General features: G+C 47.8%; 15 protein-coding genes. All 15 read left to right on the top strand.

Annotated features, from left to right (window positions below):
- The first annotated feature begins 2 nt into the window (after positions 1-2).
- The 15 genes from NR177_RS03755 to NR177_RS03685 all read left to right on the top strand — a co-directional run bounded on the left by NR177_RS03755 (position 3) and on the right by NR177_RS03685 (position 17,031).
- Complete coding sequence (locus NR177_RS03755) at positions 3-4,364, top strand: RHS repeat-associated core domain-containing protein (RefSeq protein WP_256852318.1); 4,362 nt, start codon at positions 3-5, stop codon at positions 4,362-4,364.
- Between the two features lie 2 nt (positions 4,365-4,366).
- Positions 4,367-4,612 carry a hypothetical protein gene (locus tag NR177_RS03750; RefSeq protein ID WP_072404034.1) on the top strand — a complete coding sequence of 82 codons (246 nt, stop codon included), beginning with the start codon at positions 4,367-4,369 and terminating at the stop codon, positions 4,610-4,612.
- Between the two features lie 234 nt (positions 4,613-4,846).
- Positions 4,847-5,062, top strand: a complete 216-nt coding sequence (locus NR177_RS03745; protein ID WP_096010413.1) for a hypothetical protein — start codon at positions 4,847-4,849, stop codon at positions 5,060-5,062.
- Positions 5,063-5,324: 262 nt separating this feature from the next.
- Positions 5,325-5,711: a hypothetical protein gene (locus NR177_RS03740; RefSeq protein WP_256852317.1), complete on the top strand. Its 387-nt coding sequence runs from the start codon at positions 5,325-5,327 to the stop codon at positions 5,709-5,711.
- Between the two features lie 523 nt (positions 5,712-6,234).
- Positions 6,235-6,432, top strand: a complete 198-nt coding sequence (locus NR177_RS03735) for a hypothetical protein (protein ID WP_256852316.1) — start codon at positions 6,235-6,237, stop codon at positions 6,430-6,432.
- A gap of 689 nt (positions 6,433-7,121) precedes the next feature.
- On the top strand, positions 7,122-7,331 hold the full coding sequence (locus NR177_RS03730; RefSeq protein WP_096010417.1) for a hypothetical protein: 210 nt from the start codon (positions 7,122-7,124) through the stop codon (positions 7,329-7,331).
- A gap of 214 nt (positions 7,332-7,545) precedes the next feature.
- Complete coding sequence (locus NR177_RS03725; protein WP_218994409.1) at positions 7,546-7,845, top strand: hypothetical protein; 300 nt, start codon at positions 7,546-7,548, stop codon at positions 7,843-7,845.
- A gap of 8 nt (positions 7,846-7,853) precedes the next feature.
- Positions 7,854-8,174 carry a hypothetical protein gene (locus tag NR177_RS03720; protein ID WP_145393832.1) on the top strand — a complete coding sequence of 107 codons (321 nt, stop codon included), beginning with the start codon at positions 7,854-7,856 and terminating at the stop codon, positions 8,172-8,174.
- Between the two features lie 208 nt (positions 8,175-8,382).
- Positions 8,383-8,964 carry a hypothetical protein gene (locus tag NR177_RS03715; protein WP_256852315.1) on the top strand — a complete coding sequence of 194 codons (582 nt, stop codon included), beginning with the start codon at positions 8,383-8,385 and terminating at the stop codon, positions 8,962-8,964.
- Positions 8,965-9,347: 383 nt separating this feature from the next.
- The gene (locus NR177_RS03710) at positions 9,348-9,809 is read left to right on the top strand and encodes a PTS sugar transporter subunit IIA (RefSeq protein ID WP_109718319.1); all 462 of its coding nucleotides are present in this window, start codon (positions 9,348-9,350) and stop codon (positions 9,807-9,809) included.
- Positions 9,806-10,129 (top strand): PTS fructose transporter subunit IIB, encoded by a 324-nt coding sequence (locus NR177_RS03705; protein WP_063880021.1) that lies wholly within the window; start codon positions 9,806-9,808, stop codon positions 10,127-10,129. Before NR177_RS03710 ends, NR177_RS03705 begins: the two co-directional genes overlap by 4 nt.
- A gap of 13 nt (positions 10,130-10,142) precedes the next feature.
- On the top strand, positions 10,143-11,246 hold the full coding sequence (locus tag NR177_RS03700; RefSeq protein ID WP_256852314.1) for a PTS fructose transporter subunit IIC: 1,104 nt from the start codon (positions 10,143-10,145) through the stop codon (positions 11,244-11,246).
- A gap of 26 nt (positions 11,247-11,272) precedes the next feature.
- The gene (gene mngB, locus NR177_RS03695; RefSeq protein ID WP_256852313.1) at positions 11,273-13,906 is read left to right on the top strand and encodes a mannosylglycerate hydrolase; all 2,634 of its coding nucleotides are present in this window, start codon (positions 11,273-11,275) and stop codon (positions 13,904-13,906) included.
- 2 nt (positions 13,907-13,908) lie between these two features.
- Positions 13,909-15,816, top strand: coding sequence for a PTS sugar transporter subunit IIA (locus tag NR177_RS03690; RefSeq protein ID WP_256852312.1), 1,908 nt, complete (start codon positions 13,909-13,911; stop codon positions 15,814-15,816).
- Positions 15,817-15,858: 42 nt separating this feature from the next.
- Positions 15,859-17,031, top strand: a complete 1,173-nt coding sequence (locus tag NR177_RS03685) for a carbohydrate porin (RefSeq protein WP_218994414.1) — start codon at positions 15,859-15,861, stop codon at positions 17,029-17,031.
- Positions 17,032-17,062: the final 31 nt, after the last annotated feature.

The raw sequence follows: 17,062 nt of genomic DNA, 5'->3' as shown, positions 1-17,062 counted from the left end.
CTATGGATAACCGTGCGGCCCGCGTGGGCGATGAGATCATTCACTCCAGTATTTTCGCTGATATCACCAGTATTGTTGCTGAAGGCGCAGCCTACGCCGTGATCGGCGCTGCGGTCGGTGCGGCGGCAACAGCAGCAGCACCATTGCTGGGTGCAGGAATGGCTGCGGCCGGCGTGGCAGCCATTGGTTCCAGCTGTCTGCTCAGCGGCATTATTGGCGGTGTATTAGCGAATGCTGCGGGCATTTCGGATGACATCACTAAAGCGGCCGATGGGCTGGGAGACATGATATTCCCGCCTTCTCCAGCCGGTGTGATCGCCAGCGGCTCTGAGAATGTTCACGTTAATGGTCTTTTAGCTGCACGCGCGGCCGGGATGCTTACGCCTGGAGATACGCCGCCACCGGAACCGCAATCGCCCAAGAGTTTCGCAGACTATGGCGGGATGTTGCTCTCTGCGGTGGGACAGTTTGGCAGTGCAATGTGGCAACCCACGGTCGCCTCTGCCGATGCTGGCACCTCTCCGCTGGAGCAGGACAAAGTGGCCTGTGAAAAGCACAGTGCACCGCAATATCTGGCGCAGGGATCGAAAAGCGTCTTTATCAATGGCCAGCCTGCGGTGCGGGCAAAGGATAAAACCACCTGTGATGCCACGGTGAGTGACGATGTTTCCCCCAATGTCATCATTGGTGGTGAAACCGTCACAGTAAGAGAAATTAAAAGTGGCAAGGTGCCAGGCCTGGCCGTGATGATGATCGGCCTTTCCCTGATTCGTGGTCGCCCCAGTCAGATCCTGAAAAATATGCCCTGCGCACTGGCGAGCGCCGTGGGCGGGATGATGGCGGATATGGCGATTAACGCAGCCTTTTCGTCGCTGTTCCCGGTTCATGCCTCCACCGGCGTCAAAGTTCTTAATGATGATGCCGAGCGCGATTTCTCCCTGCCTGGCCGCTTCCCGCTCAGTTTCCAGCGTAGCTATAACAGCCTGACACAGCGCAGCGGATTATTTGGTTCTGGCTGGGCGACGGTGTTTGACAGCTATTTAACGCTGGATGGCAATCAGGCGACCTGGTTTGATGACAACGGGCGCGAGCTGAGCTTTGCGGTTCCCGGTGAAAAAGAGGTGCTCTACAGCATCAGCGAAGGGCTGATGGTAAGGCGCAACGAACTGGGTGATATCGCCATTGCCGACGACGACGGTGCGGTTTGGCGCCTGTACAGACGTACGGCCGCTGATCCGCAAGTGCTGCGGCTGGCTTCACTGAGCGACGAGTACGGCAATGCGCTGGAGATGGGCTGGGATGAGCAGGCTCGCCTGGTGCGTATTCATGACGCGCCGCTGGCTATTGATGTCACCCTGCATTACGACGACAGGCTTCACACACGGCGTCCGACATCAGCCAGCCATTTTGATGGTGATCAGCACTGGCCATTAGCGCACTGGACCTACAATGAACAGGGCCAGCTTACCAGCGTCACCGATGCCGCAGGCGTTGTCTCGCGTCGCTTCCGTTACAACGATGACGGGTTAATGGTCTGGCATCAACTGCCCGGCGGGCTGGAAAGCGAATATCGCTGGCAGAAACTGGATCACTGGCGCGTCGTTGAAAACCGCACCAATACCGGCGACGGCTGCCATATGCATTACGACTTAGAGGCCGGTATCACGCGCGTCTCTACCTATGACGGTCAACAGCGCGAACACCACTGGAATGCCGCAGGCCTCATCACCTGCTTTATTGATGAGCGGGGCGAGAAGTGGCGCTATGAGTGGGATGAAAACGAACTCCTGACGCGTCGTATCGATCCGCTGGGCAACGCGGTGAGCTTCACCTATGACGATCTGGGCAACCGCGTTGAAGAGAAAGATGCGGATGGCGGTGTGCAGGCGGTGCAATGGCTGTCACACCGCTCTCTGCCGACGGTCGTCGCAGGGGCAGACGGTGCCACAACGAAATACTATTACGATCCCCATCATGGCCTTGAGCGCGTGGTCGATGCGCTCGGGCAGAGTACCTTCTATAAACGGGATGAGTTTGGGCTGGTTGTCGAAGAAACTGACGCGGCGGGTAACAGCTATCGTCGTGAATTCAATGATGCCGGCCAGGTCATCCGTGAAACAGACTGTTCAGGGCTGACGACGCGCTACCGCTATCATCCCCTTGGCTGGCTCAGCTGTGTGACTGCGCCGGATGGTGAAGAAACCCGGTATCACTATGATGCAGCGGGCCGTCCTGTTCTGCTGGAGCGGGCAGAGGGCTGGGAAGAGCGGTTGCGCTGGAGCGACAACGGCCTGCCACTGGCCCATGAGTCAGCCGATGGTAAACGTAGTGAATTCCGCTACGACAATGTCGGACGCTTAATCGCCAACCGTAATGCCCAGGGTGAGACGATTCAGCGCAGCTGGGACAGCCGCGGCCGGTTGACGGCGCTGCAAAACGAGAACGGCGAGCAGTATCAGTTCGAGTGGGGTGCAGATTCCCTGTTGCTGGCCCAGGTTGGGCTGGATGGCGTTGCCACGAAATACGATTATGACGCCGCGGGCCGCACGGTATCACGCACCTTTGCCGCCGGACATCCTCAGTCCATTATCCATCGCTATCACTGGAGCCGTGCAGGACAACTGCTGGCGCGGACCACGCCGGAAGGCCAGACGCGCTATCACTACAGCGGTGGTGGTCAACTGGGTAAAGTGTCGCAGCATCTGCCGCTGTCTGACACCGCGTGGAGCCAGCAGGCCGAGCAGGAGATTACGTTTACGTATGATGCGCTGGGCCGCATCGTAGGTGAGCAGGGGGAGCAGGGCGCACTGGCCTGGGATTACGACGCGCTGGGCAACTGCACGGCCTTAACCCTGCCGGATGGCCGTAACCTGAAACAGCTTTACTACGGCAGTGGTCATTTACTGAGCATCGCGCTGGACAACCTGCCGGTCACCGAGTTTACCCGTGACACATTGCATCGGGAACTCAGCCGCACGCAGGGCGGCCTGACCACGCGCAGTGAGTATGACCGGCTGGGCAGGCTGCGCCGCCTTGACGTTTTCAAAGGGGAAGCACAGCGCCCTGCGCCGCGCGTCTGGTCCCGTCGGCGGGACTTTGATTACGGCAACAACCTGATCCGTGAAGAGCGCGACGATAACCCGTTCAGCCAGACATTATGGAACTACGATAACGCCGGTCGGCTGCTGTCTCAGGAAGGCGCACTGCCGGGTAATGAGCAGTGGCGCTGGGATGGCGCAGGCAACCCGCTGGATCGCCATACTGCTTCCCACATCATGCATAACCGCGTCACCGAGCTGAACGGTATCCGCTGGCAGTACGATATCCATGGCCGTACCACCGAGAAGGATGACGGTCAGACCCGCTGGCGCTACCGTTACGATGGTGAGCACCGCCTGACGGACGTCATCAGCGAACCGCGGGACCGCAATAAGCCACGCACTAAGGTAAGCTTCCGCTATGACCCGCTGGGGCGACGCATCAGTAAAACCAGCCAGCAGCTGTTACAGGGCAGGCCGTCTGGCAACGCCGTCACGACGCGCTTTGTGTGGGAAGGCTACCGCCTGCTGCAGGAGATCCACGACGGCATTCCGCTGACCTACGTTTACAGCGACAGCCAGAGCTATGAGCCGCTGGCGCGTATTGATGGCGTGGAAAGCCCGGAGATTTACTGGTTCCATAATGCGGCCAATGGAATGCCGGAGTTGCTGACTGACGGTGAAGGGCAAAAAGCCTGGGAAGGTATTAACAGCCCGTGGGGCAAACTGCTGCGCGAGTCAAATCAGCGCGTTCCGGGCTACAATCAGAACCTGCGTATGCAGGGCCAGTATCTGGATCGTGAAACCGGGCTGCACTATAATTTATTCCGTTATTATGATCCGGACAGTGGCCGGTTTACCCAGCAGGACCCGATAGGGCTGGCGGGTGGTTTAAATACTTATGCATATGCGCCGGATCCGTTAAGCTGGATTGACCCGCTGGGGCTGAGTAGATGTTCAACGCATAAAGATGTAGAAACCCCATACGGACCAGCAACTCAATCAACCGCTCCTGAGGCTTTGGCAGCCAGATCACAAGTAGAAAACGGGGCAACGTTATATCGTGTTGGTACGACCGGGCGTAGTGAAACAGTAGGTGCACAATTCTGGGCTTTAGAACATCCCCATTCGCCGGGCTATGCGAATAGATATGGAATCCCACAGGAAAATGTGGACAGAAGTAATTTCTTGATGACTGCACGTTTAAAACCTGGGGCTGAATTTGTCACGAGGCCTGCTCCGGGGGTTGGAGAAAACTTGGGGGGTGGGATCGAAGTAGTGGTTCCGCCGGATGCTGTTGATATTCAGAACTTTAATCTCTTTTAATTATGAAAAATGACATTTATTCTCGTTCAAAAATACTAGCTGGCAAGTTGGAGAAACAGTCGGTCAATAGCGCGAATATTGCTAAGGATATTACAGATGCTATTGATTACAGCGCCACATCTGGTGAGGCTCTTATGAAAATTAAATTTCATATAAATAAGGTGTTGTCGGATGCAGATAAATACAATGGTGAGATAGTAAAATTAGCTTTTGATATTAAGAATGATATCATCAAGTTGATTGGTTAATGTTTTCGAGGTTTAATCCGGAAGCAATCTTAACGAACCTTCCGTTTTTTTACTTTAACTTTCTGTCAGGCCATCACCGCGCTCATCCGCTGAAGTGCCTGCCAGGGCTCGCTGCGTTTTTAGAGAAGGTCATGTCAGATCGGTAGCGTGCGCGGGGAAAAAGTCCGCGTCGGGATCTTCGGGTTAACGGCCTGCCGGTAAAGGCAAAGGCGTGCTCTTTAATAGGCTTTGAAAGTGGATATTAAAATATTTTGTGATTACGGCATAACTCTTGTAGATAGAGATGGGAAAATCTTTGCTTTGCTCGACTCCGGTGAGCTTGTTCCCGAATACCTTGAAGCTGAAATTAACGAAGAGGAAGCTGAAAAAGTTCAAAAAAGTCAACGGGATGCTTGTGAAGTGATAATTTCTTTAAGTGACAAAATAATAAAGGTACCGAGGAAAAAATAAAAAATTATTATTTTATATCTTTCTTTTAAAAAACGCATTCCGCTTTAAAAGTAAAAAACTCTCTATTGATGAATGTGTAAGTCAGAGAGTTTATTTTTTAACCTCAATGTGTAGGGCGTTTTATCTATGCTGACCTATCTGCAGGAAATTCAGAACTATGTTTCACTTATCTGTGTTTTCTAGGTTAACCAAGCTACGAAACTCAACATGAAACCCCTTCAATAATTGATAAACTAATCGAGAATGGCTATTTACTAAAAGTATGAAATTAATTAATTATCAGAAAAAGAAGATATTAATTCACGATGGTTTAGAAAATGCTTTCTTGATGAATGATAAGCTGATTTCGTGTCCGTACTGTGATGGCATGGTTTATTATGGATTGCGCAATTCAACGGATTTAGATATGTATGAAGAAAAGAAAATGAAAGCTGTAGTCAGCAGTATTAAAGGGTTGAAGTTGACTGGAAATGAAACCCAAGAGTATCGATATAAAAATAGCCAATTAAGATTTTTTGAAACAAAATGTTCAAATGAACTGCATGATGTTTTAGTTGTTTTTACTTATAAGGAGTTACAGCCTGCTCGTTATGAGTCCTATCTTGTAGGAGTATTTGACAATAATGCCCTCAATAAAGAGTGCTCTTGATTCTGAATCAAGAGTGTTATTTTGCAATGAGGCATTTGTCTTTTAATTTTATGGCTTTTTAGTGGAAAGCTTGGTGGATAAGGTCAACTAAACAACCTGCAGGCTAACCTTTATCAGTAGACGCGGAATGAGCTGGGATGGATTGATAAGTCAGATTTTGACAAGATGTCTTATTAAGAAATCAGATGAAGACTGAGGTCCATAAGAAGCAGATGTGTATCTTGTTTTTAAGTAAACATAGTTTTGTATATGTTAAAAGTTCATCCCCCATGGATGAGCTAAAATTAATATTAATAAAGAAAATGGAAATGTAAAATTTGGTAGTAGATTAGTTCTTTCTTTCACTTCCACTAAACAAGAGATCTTTCTGATTGAAGGTTTTCGCGCTCCGTCAATTCGTAATTCAACAGGCAGAAATTTAATATCATTTGAGGCGGTAATGGGAATAGAATCGGATTATATTGGAGATGACGCGTGGAGGAATTTAGTTGATTCATTTAGTGGGGCCTACCCAGATTAGGATGTGAAGGCTTTAGCACGAAAAATGAATGGTATGAGCGATATAGCTATAGTAGTAAATGGTAAGATTGGTCTAAAAGGTGGTCTTGAATGGAGTGAAAGAAAAATAGCAATGTTGGAAAATATTCGACCAATTGATTGCCTTAATGATCATGTGTTGTTAAAAAGACTTAAAGAGTACTTAATCGAATTGCCATGTTGACTTCAATAGAGTGACATAATGAGTTGAAGCTTAATGAATTCATGGCTAAATTCATAAAGTGTATGAAATTGATTGAATTGCGGCGTGGTTGTTAAAATTAATGATGAACTATAAGTCTCTTATAATACTGAGGTTTAAAAAATACTTTTTAATTAATAAATAATTGCATTTATAAAACGACGCACTAAAAAATATCAGTCGTGATACTATAGCTGGACTTCAGGTTGCTACTATAAGCATAATTAAAAGTAACTTCAATAAGGAGTTTTCTGTTACTGAACTCATTTTTACAGATTATGGTATAGACATAATAAAAAGAAATGATGATTACTACGTTCGATATGACGATGGCACAGTTGCTATGTTTGAAAAAGAATCAAAAATTACTTTTGTTGAAGCACTGAAAGCTCAAAGAAGTGAACGTGATGCCTATGAAGTTATTATTGCTACCCAATCCAGAGAAGGAGGGGTATAGCTTCAATTTTGATGGGGGCTAATTTAAAAATGAATTGATAAAATGCTTGAAAAAACATAATTCTTAATAAGTAATAAATTAAATGATATAGAATCTGACAGGCTGAAATGTGTGCTGTGTTAGTTTATTATTGGTCATGAGTTCAGAAACAACCATTAATCCTAATCAAGTAGTTAAGAAAATAATTGTTAAAATTTAAAATTTGGATAAAGTTATGGAAAAAGTTATTTTCAGTGGTTTTGGTATGTTTATTACTCAACAGAATGAGGAGTACTATATAAATTACGATGAGGGTGGGGTTGTTAATAAAGATGTTAAATGTAAAGTGAGTCCAGAAGAGGCATTCAAAGCTCAACAAAGTGCACAAGATGCATATGAAATCATGCTACTCACTCAAAATAGAAAGAAATTAAATCATAAATAAGGCTTGGTGTTTTTATATCTTATAAGAATGTATAAAATAATTAAATCTTATAGTTATGCAGCTTTTAGTACTTTTTGATTATAAGATATTAATTTTTTAAGCAGAGTGCCGATGGTTTGAGGTTGGCATTACGCTAGAGTTGTAATGGAATTGATGAGTTAGATGGAAAGTGGTCACTGCGGTCAGCCATATATTAACGGTCAACAGGATTAATATGGGTTTAGAAGGGTTGAGTCAAAAAATATATGATATCTTGATGTCATCCTCTTACGCTAATGAAGCCGAAGAAATTAATAATCTAATGAGTAAAGTACTCACATTAAACGAAATAGATCCTGTGAGGTTCTCAGCTATTGAAAGTTTACTTTCACGCTGTCATCCAAGATGGTTAGGTGATTACTATGTTAAAAATGTTTCCTATGCGGAATGGATAAGCCTTATTACGCAATTTAAAACAAAGTTGCTTCAGTTGAAATTGAAACAGACGGCAAAAATTAAATATAAAAAGCATTAAGGATTGATATGTTAAACGCCATAATTGTAACTATATTAGATGATAAGAAAGTGGTGTTTGAATCGGTAGGTTGCGGCCAAGACATATCTTGTTTTTCAACGCGTGGCTTTCTGGAAAAAGGAAAATCTTACTGCGTTAGCTTTGAAAACGAAAGTGAACAAATTATAGCGATTACAAAGCTGATCGAAATCGATGCTTTATTTTCATATGGACAGGGATGGGCACCATCTCAGATCATGGATTACTTAAAAGAAAAGAATAAAATCAATATGTCTTATAAAGAAATAGCATGGAATGGGTCAGGAAATTACGTTATAACAGAAAGGTAACAACCTGTTTTTACAATCCAGGACTTTACCCAAAACGTTTCCCTGTTGAGCCAGTGCAAAGAGAACTTGTTAAGCAACTCGCGCAGGTTGTGACGAGCGCAGCGGCTGTGGCAGGCAGTGCTGTCAGTGGTATCATTGCTGCTCCTGGTAACGTGCCGCGCACCGGGCGCTATATTGTGGGAACCATTCAATCGTTGGCGGTATTTTAATGCAATTTTTATCATGGCTTGTCGGGCGTAATATCGCTGAATTACTGCAGCATGGTCGCGAAATAGATCAGGTAATCGCACGACAGGATAAGTCCATACTAGCCCGTTCCACTCCAGAGCTTGAACGTTATTTCAAACAGCCTTCCGGGTCGCTTCCCAGGCAAAACGGCTTCCCGGTTGCAATAGTTCTGATGTTGTTGCTGGTCGCCTTTGCATTTAATTTGCTGACATTTCTACACGCGTTACCTCCGCTCAGCCCACAGGTACATGCGTTGAGTTTTTTTGTTCCCTCAATCGTCATTATTGGCGCGATACTCACGGCCAGTTACCTGCTTGCACGAGGCCAAACAGCCGGTGTGGCAGGGCTGGCTTACGTCTGTGCGATGTTGCTTATATCGACCGTTTTACTATTGAGCTACAGCGTTGTTACGGGTAGCCACTCGGGCCTGTGGCTGCTTCTGGCATTGGTTGCTTTGGCTGGTGCTCGCTGGATACTTAACGGGCAGGCTTTCATCCTGTTTGCCATTTACTGCCGGACACAACGCCTCGCCAGCGTTGGCCGGCAGCGTCGCATGAAATAGCCCGCAGGTTGGTCTGTGGTATCCTCTTTGCAGACCAACTCATTCCCCCGTTCCGCCCACATCCCCTTTTTTTCCTCGCGTTGAATCACACTCAACACGATAACGCTGTCTCCCGTCTTCTAAAATCCACCACACATCTCCAAATATATCCCTTCCTGTCACCCTAAATAGATTCCGGCCTTACTTACTTCTGTTAAACCTTCCCTTATCAAATCAAGTGATCTGACGCTCATAACGTTTTTTATTTAGACAACGCTCCCATTTCTGGCCCGCTCTGCCGCAGACATCTTCCGCACCTTAGCGGAAACCGCTTGTGTTTACATACCTTAGGTTTCCGTTAGGCTTTTCATCAAGGTACGGAACAATCCGGCAAGAGGGAAACCATGCTTATTGATCGCGAAAGCATATTCTTAAATAAAGCATTTACCAGTAAAGACGAAGTATTCGATTTTATCGCTTCACATGCGGTTGCTCAGGGATGGGCGATGAGCGTGGAGGAAATAAAAACCGACCTCTGGCTGCGGGAGCAGGAATATTCCACAGGCTTTGAGAGCCAAATCGCCATGCCTCATGCCAAAACGGATAACGTAATAAAAGCCGGCGTGATTTTTATTCGTCTGAATGACGCAATTGAATGGCAAAGTCTGGATGGCGAACCCATCAAAATAATCTTCGCGCTGTTGGTGCCAAAATCGGGTGCCAGTATTCTGCACCTAAAAATCATCAACGCGCTCGCAAGCCAGATTGTCGATGACGATTTCAGGCAAGCGTTGTTTACGATCGAAAATAAGGATGCCCTGCATCAGTTTATGATGCAACGAATCCAGTTTAAGGAGGAAGCATGAATATTGTAGGCGTCACGTCCTGTATTGCCGGTTTAGCGCATACACCGATGGCAGCGAAATCGCTGGAAAAAGCGGGGCGCAAGTTGGGACATCAGGTACATATCGAACAGCAAGGGGCGATGGGGATGATCGATAAATTAACCCCGGAACATATTGCTGAAGCGGACTTTGTGCTGATTGCCGCCGATCGCTCGATTGAAGAAGAAGAGCGCTTCGCCGGTAAGACCGTAATCAGGGTAAAAATCAGCCAGTGCGTCGGACATGCAGCCGAGGTCATTACAAAATGCGTGGCGGCTGTCGAGGCGCGCCGTAACCCGTGATATTGGTGACAAAATGAAAAAAACTATGGTCAATATCAAAAACCATTTAATGACCGGTATCTCTTTTGCGCTGCCTGTCATTATTGCCGGATCGTTAGTGGTCGCGGCGGCCAAAATTATCGGTATCCTGCTTGGCGAACCTAATCTGGACAGCTTCGCTCACAGTAGCGGCCTGGAGAAATGGCTGTATCTGGCCCAGGATATCGGCTTCAAAATCATTGGATTAATGAATTATGTCTTAGGTGCTTACGTTGCCTATTCAATAGCCGGGAAAAAAGGGCTGGCTCCGGGTTTTGCGGCGGGGTTGATTGCCTCTGTCACCGGCTCAGGTTTTCTGGGGGCCGTACTGGGCGGCTTGCTGGCAGGCTACTCCGCAGAATGGGTATCCCGGAAGATCCGCATCACTGGTTCTGCCGCCTCATCCGTGCCCCTTATCATCTTGCCGTTTATTACTGTTGGGCTGCAGGTTGTGGTGATGCTGTTGCTGTTGGGCGATGTCTTGTCCTGGCTCAACAGTTCGCTGATGGCCTGGGTCCAGCGTATGACCGAAGACGGCACCAATACGGTGGTGCTGGCTGCGGTACTGGGTGGGATGATCTGTTTTGACCTGGGGGGGCCGGTAAATAAAGCCGCATGGGGAACGGCAAATGTGCTGTTTATGAGTGGCGTGTATTTACCGGCCATTTTAGTGAATGTCGCCATTATTATCCCCCCCTTAGGCTACGCCGCTGCACGATTCCTCCGTCCCGGTAATTTCAGTGAGACTTTAAAAGAAGCCGGAAATGGCTCGGTCATTATGGGCATTTTAGGTATTTCGGAAGGGGCGATTCCATTTACCTTAAAAAATCCGGCGCGATTAATTCCGTTAAACATACTGGCAGGGGCCATGGGCTCAATGACCGTGGCGCTGTTTAAAGCTTATCCCATTATGCCGCCACTGGGTGGATTGTATGGTGGCTTTACCGTGGGGAATGCATGGGCTTACTTTCTCGGCGCATTGGTCGGGACTCTGATTATAGCCATAGGTGCAAATTTCTTAGTGAATTTTAATGAGTCGGAAATCATCAACGAAAATATCAATAACGCCTCCGATGATATTGAAATTAAATTTGACTAAAAATTTATTTTAGTAAGGTTAATAACATGAAGAAACGCATGGTTCATCTCTATACGCATACTCACTGGGACCAGGAGTGGTATTTTACCTCATCACGTTCGCGTATTTATTTGTTTAACCATATCAAAAACCTTATCCAGGTGCTGGAGGGTAATCCAGACTTTCCCTGTTATTTACTTGATGCGCAAAGTTCACTTATCGAAAGTTATCTTCAGTGGGCTCCTGAGGATCGAGCCAGACTCACGAAACTGATCGCTGATGAGCGTTTGCTGACCGGCCCCTGGTTTACCCAAACGGATCAGTTGGTGATTCATCAGGAGTCTGTTGTCAGGAATTTGTTTTACGGTATGGAAGTGGCTCAAAGGCATGGCAACGTAATGAAGCTGGGCTATGTCCCTGACTGCTTTGGGCAGGGCGGCAATATGCCGCAACTCTATCGCCAGTTCGGTATCAATCACGCCTTGTTCTGGCGCGGCATCGCCGATAATACGCTGCACGAAACAGAATTTTTCTGGCAGGGGGATAACGGTGACCGGGTTTTTGCCCTGCAAATGCCATGGGGATACCACTATGGTGGCCTGCTGGATGAAACGCCTGAAACCATGAAAGCCTTTCTCGATGAGAAGATGGCGGCTATAGAAGCGCGCAGTCATCGCCAGCACCTGCTGTTTCCTCATGGCTTCGACCAGGCTCCCGTGCGCCGCAACTTGCCAGAATTAGTCGAGCAGTTTAATGCCCGTGATGATAGCCGCCATTATCAAATCAGCAACCCGCTGACATTTATCAAGGCGCTGGAGCAGGAGGTGGGCACCGACGCGCGGACATTAGAAGGTGAACTCACCGAAGCCAAACATTCACGGGTACATAAAACGATCTTTTCCTGCCGTGCTGACCTGAAGCTACTCAACAATGAGACTGAAGCGCTGCTGGTTAACACGCTTGAGCCCATACTGGCCATCAGCCAGAGCCTTGGGCATGATTATCCAAAGCATATTGTTGCCGACATCTGGAAACGCATGTTTTATAACGCGGCGCATGACAGCATCGGCGGATGTAACAGCGATGATACCAATCAGGATGTCTTCTTCCGCTATAAAGAAGCTAAAGGGCTGGCGCAGAATTTACTGGAGTTACATACAAGGCTTATCACAGAGCGCATTCCGCGCCATCATGATTTTACCTTTACCGTGTTTAATCCTCTGCCGTGGCAGGTAGCTCCGCAAATAACTTTCGAGGCCTGGTTGCCCGGGTTGCCTTTTACCTTACGTGACAGCAACGGTGAGGCTATTCCCTGCGTTATTGAGCAGCAGCAGGACCTCACTCAGTATGTGCTTAACCAGACTATCCGTTTAGATCCGGGCAAGCCCTGGCACAAACCCGAAAAAGTCTACCGCACGCGACTGACCGCCAAAAGTCCTGGCTTACCCGCGCTGGGCTATTGCCGTTGGCATATGGATTTTGCTGAAGACGGGGCCACTAAGCCTGATACCAGCAACCAGACCAGTATCGAAAATGACTATTACCACATCCAGGTAGAAGCAAATGGCTTGCTGACGATTACCGATAAGCTGAGTGGGAAAGGCTATAAGCGGCAGATGCTGTTTGTGGAAAATGGTGACGATGGCGATTCTTATAATTATTCCCCGCCGCGCGCTGACTGGATCATTACCTCCGAAAACAGCATGACGGCAGTGCAAAGTCAGAAAAGTGCGATCAGCCAAAGTCTGTTGCTTACGTATGCCCTTAAGGTGCCGGGTGATCTGACCGAAAGGGCGGCAAGAATGACATCTGCAACGCTCAATTTGTCCGTAAACATCAGGTTGCAGGACGACGATCTCATCCGGTTTACCCTGGATGTTGATAACAATGGCCTGAGCCACCGCCTTTGTGTGCACTTTGCCACGGATATCTGTGCCAACGTGTCATGTGCCGATCAATTGTTCGGCGTTGTAACCCGGCCTGTGCAGTTAACTAATGCGCTTCACGTGTGGGAAGAAGAACGCTGGCAGGAAAAGCCGATCTCGATTGAACCAATGCAAAGCTATGTCAATGTGCATGACGAGCAGCACGGCTTTACGCTGCACACCAACGGCGTTCGTGAATACGAAATCGTAGGGGATGATTTCAATACGCTCTCGCTGACGCTGTTCCGCACGTTTGGCTTTATGGGTAAAGAAAATCTGCTTTATCGGCCGGGCCGCGCGTCCGGTGAAAGTATCGTAGAAACGCCTGATGCTCAGCTGTTGAAAACGTTGTCCTTTGCTTTTGGCTGGCGAACTTACCGCGGCACATTCGATGAGGCCCAACATGCCCGCGTGTCGAAAACCTGGCTGACCGAGTTTCCCGTTTATCAGGACAGCGACTTCCTGAACGGACGACTGCGTTTTTGTTGGAACGATGAGAAACGCGATTATCCCGAAACCTACAGTGCGCTGAATCTGCCCGCGACGTTCAGGGATGCGCTGGTCAGTGCGGTGAAATGTGCGGAAGACCACAGCGGAATCATTGTCAGATTTTATAATCCCCATCTCGAAACCGACGTCGCCATCCCATCACTCCCGAATGCACACTTCGTGATGCTGGATGAGGTGACGCCCATGCCGACGCGCCTGACGCTCAGGCCAAATGATGTGCAGACGGTGCAGATTAAACGGATATAACCATGAGACTGTTCACCAGCAAACGGGTCAGGGACATCTTCATGACACTCGCGCAGGGCGATATCACCCAGTCCGCTCTGGCAAAAGAGATGAAGGTGTCGACAAGGACCATCCGTACTGACCTCAAAGAAGTGGGCGATATTGTCAGGCAGTCTGGTAACCGTCTTATCTATACGCGCAAAAGGGGCTTCTCTTTACAGATTAGCGATCCCGATGCCTTGCATCTGTTACTGCATCAGTGCCAACAACCCTGGAAAGAAACACGTTCGGGTGCGGAGCGTCGCGCGGCCATGCTGGAGGCGCTGCTGTCTGATGAGCAGGGCGTGATGCTTGCTGAGCTGGAAGCCGAATGGTTTATCAGTATTTACAGTCTTAGAAATGATATGGCTTTGCTGAAGCGTCACGTTTCTCTCTATCAGTTGCGTATCGTGTCGGAGGGCGATGACATCTTTAAGCTTAAAGGCAGCGAAATTGCCTTTCGGCGCTGTATATACGACCACCAACTGCGGCTCACGCAGGCCACTGACGGCGGTAATAATACCGACCTGGTCAGGGCTTATCCAGACTGCAGAAACGTGTTAAGCCGCTTTCTTAGCGATAAAAAGCTCGAAATAAGCGACGCGAACCTGCATTTTTTAAGTCTGATCGTCGCTATTGCCCAGGAGAGAATGGCGCGGGGGAAATGGCTACTGGATTTTGAATTTTGTGATGCCGAGCCTGGCTGGAAGACGCTTGCTGAAGCCTTACTTCAGTCATTATGGATTAATCCAGCCGTGCCGTTTCCGCAAAGTGAAATAGATTTCACGGCCATGAACCTTATTGCTTTTTGTACCACTACCTCCAGCCACAATTGGGTTCCTGAGGCGTATTCGGTTGAACGCACAATCATGAATCACTTTTTGAGCTACGTGAGTACATCGTGGTTTATTAACGTGAATTACGACGCGCTGTCACAGGCTACGCTGTTAAGCCATATCAGAGCCATGCGCGTTCGCGTCAACAACGCGATTACGATTGTTAACCCGCTACTCGAACAAATAAAGTGCCACTATCCGTTAATGTATGAATTAACGCTCAGTGCATTCAGTGAATTAGATCAGTTTTTCACCGCTACCGTCAGTGCCGATGAAATCGGTTATCTGGTCATGCATATTGGTGCGATTCTGGAAGAAAGTATCTGCCATCAGAGTGGTCAAGGGATGCGGGCGCTGGTGGTCAGCGATCAGGGAATGGCATCGACGAGGGTGGTCTGTCAAAAAATCATGAGCCTGTATCCGGGTTTGCACATCGTCAGGCAGATCTCCGTTGAGCAATATAGTCTGATGTCTCACGTTGAAGAAGATATTGTTATCAGTCTGGTCAATATCGTTGAAAAGAATAAACGTATTATTCTATTGCCACCGTTTCCGGAAAGATGGCAGCTTGAGAATATAAAATATTATCTGGTGTCTGAAACACAACCTGTTAATGCGATGCTTAATTATTTCTCAGCTGACAACTTTTTTGTCCTCAATGCGGGGGATTATACTAAGTCATCGTTAATCACCTTTCTTTGCGACAGATTAAACGCGCAGGCGCGGGTGAATGATCATTTCCTGGCGTCTGTTTTAGATCGGGAAATGCGTGCATCCACGCTGCTGGATGACAAAATCGCCATTCCTCATCCTTTAGCGCCCATTGCGTTAAGTACCCTGGTCTCCGTTGCCATTTTTCCTGATGGCATTGAATGGGATACCGGCAAACGGGTAAAACTGGTTTTCATGTTGGCCATCAGTGAAGACCACTTCATTGACAGTATGTTGATATATGATTTCCTCACTAATATTCTGCATGACGATATTATAGAAAACATAAGTCAGTGTAATAACTATAACGAATTTATTACGACCTCAAAAAAATACTTCCCTTAAAGGTTTTATTCACTCAGGGTTATTTAGCATAAGGAGTTGGCTATGAAATACCGTCATTATTTCTGGGGGTTGGTTTTTGTCTCTTCAGCATCCTTTTCCGCGATGACATTTGATACAGAACAAGGTGCGCTTACACTCTATGGCGATGTTGAGTTCAATCTCGACGGTGCAAGCAGAACGGGCCAGATTACCTCATTAAAAACCAGTGCTGATAAAAACTGGAAGGCAGGAGAGGCGGAACGCTGGGATATCAATGGCCGAATTTTAATCGGGCTGGATGGTTACCGTAGCATGGCGGATAAATCCTTTGCAGGCTTTAGCGTGCAACCGCTGGCTGACCTGTCAGGCGGGCTTGAGTTAGACGATGCCGCCTTTTTCTTCGGTCAGGAAAAAGACTGGAAGGTGAAAGTGGGTCGTTACGAAGCCTTTGATATGTTCCCGCTTAACCAGGACACGCTCATCGAGTATTCCGGCAATACCGCTAACGATCTCTATGAAGATGGCTATGGCTATATCTACATGATGAAAGAGGCGCGTGGCAGAGGATCGGCGGGTGCCATCCAGCTGAGCAAAACAATCGGGCGTTTTTATTTTGAATTAAATACCATGGCGAATGACGGAACCAAATTGTTTCAAAATGGCGAATACCATGGCAATACGCTTGAGCATAAAAAGAATGTGATCTATCTGCGTCCGGTTATCGCCTGGAACGGTAACGATGTAACGGCGGCGGTCGCCATGGAAAGCAATGTGGTGAGCAATGCGTATGGTTATACGGACCAAAATGGTCAGTTTCAGGATCAGTCCAGGCGCAACGGTTACGGTGCAACGCTAAGCTGGCATGGCCAGCGCGCCAACCCGGATAATGGCGCAGTCATCAATCTAAGCACGGCGTACATGGACGCGAAGAAAGAGCAAAACTTCAGTGCGGGTCTGAATGGCTTATGGCGTGATATTCAACTCGGCTATATCTATGCGCGCAACGATGTTAAAGAATTTACGCTCCAGCATCTCCCTACAGCCAGCCTGAGCGACTTCATTTTAGGGAAGTATGACATTCACACCGTTCATTCCTCGTACCGTTTTCGCAATGTAATGAATATGCAGAATTTCGATATCTATCTGGGCGCTTACTGGTCTCAGGTTCATGCCGATAACCATAACGGAAATAAAGATCGTTACGGCACCCGTGTCAGGTTCAAATATCACTTCTGATTACCGGCTGATGCTCTCTGTACTGGCCCTA

It is taken from the genome of Pantoea sp. Fr+CA_20 (assembly GCF_024520835.1).
In the GTDB taxonomy this organism is placed as follows: Bacteria; Pseudomonadota; Gammaproteobacteria; order Enterobacterales; family Enterobacteriaceae; genus Pantoea; species Pantoea allii.
Note: the sequence above shows the minus strand (reverse complement) of the source record. Positions and strands in the feature narration are given on the sequence as shown.

Bases quoted from the DNA above. Each gene is read 5' to 3' on its own strand.
- NR177_RS03685 (WP_218994414.1), top strand. From the start codon at position 15,859: ATGAAATACCGTCATTATTTCTGGGGGTTGGTTTTTGTCTCTTCAGCA.
- NR177_RS03690 (WP_256852312.1), top strand. From the start codon at position 13,909: ATGAGACTGTTCACCAGCAAACGGGTCAGGGACATCTTCATGACACTC.
- NR177_RS03730 (WP_096010417.1), top strand. From the start codon at position 7,122: ATGGAAAAAGTTATTTTCAGTGGTTTTGGTATGTTTATTACTCAACAG.
- NR177_RS03715 (WP_256852315.1), top strand. From the start codon at position 8,383: ATGCAATTTTTATCATGGCTTGTCGGGCGTAATATCGCTGAATTACTG.
- mngB (WP_256852313.1), top strand. From the start codon at position 11,273: ATGAAGAAACGCATGGTTCATCTCTATACGCATACTCACTGGGACCAG.
- NR177_RS03755 (WP_256852318.1), top strand. From the start codon at position 3: ATGGATAACCGTGCGGCCCGCGTGGGCGATGAGATCATTCACTCCAGT.
- NR177_RS03740 (WP_256852317.1), top strand. From the start codon at position 5,325: ATGAAATTAATTAATTATCAGAAAAAGAAGATATTAATTCACGATGGT.
- NR177_RS03710 (WP_109718319.1), top strand. From the start codon at position 9,348: ATGCTTATTGATCGCGAAAGCATATTCTTAAATAAAGCATTTACCAGT.
- NR177_RS03705 (WP_063880021.1), top strand. From the start codon at position 9,806: ATGAATATTGTAGGCGTCACGTCCTGTATTGCCGGTTTAGCGCATACA.
- NR177_RS03720 (WP_145393832.1), top strand. From the start codon at position 7,854: ATGTTAAACGCCATAATTGTAACTATATTAGATGATAAGAAAGTGGTG.
- NR177_RS03750 (WP_072404034.1), top strand. From the start codon at position 4,367: ATGAAAAATGACATTTATTCTCGTTCAAAAATACTAGCTGGCAAGTTG.
- NR177_RS03725 (WP_218994409.1), top strand. From the start codon at position 7,546: ATGGGTTTAGAAGGGTTGAGTCAAAAAATATATGATATCTTGATGTCA.
- NR177_RS03700 (WP_256852314.1), top strand. From the start codon at position 10,143: ATGAAAAAAACTATGGTCAATATCAAAAACCATTTAATGACCGGTATC.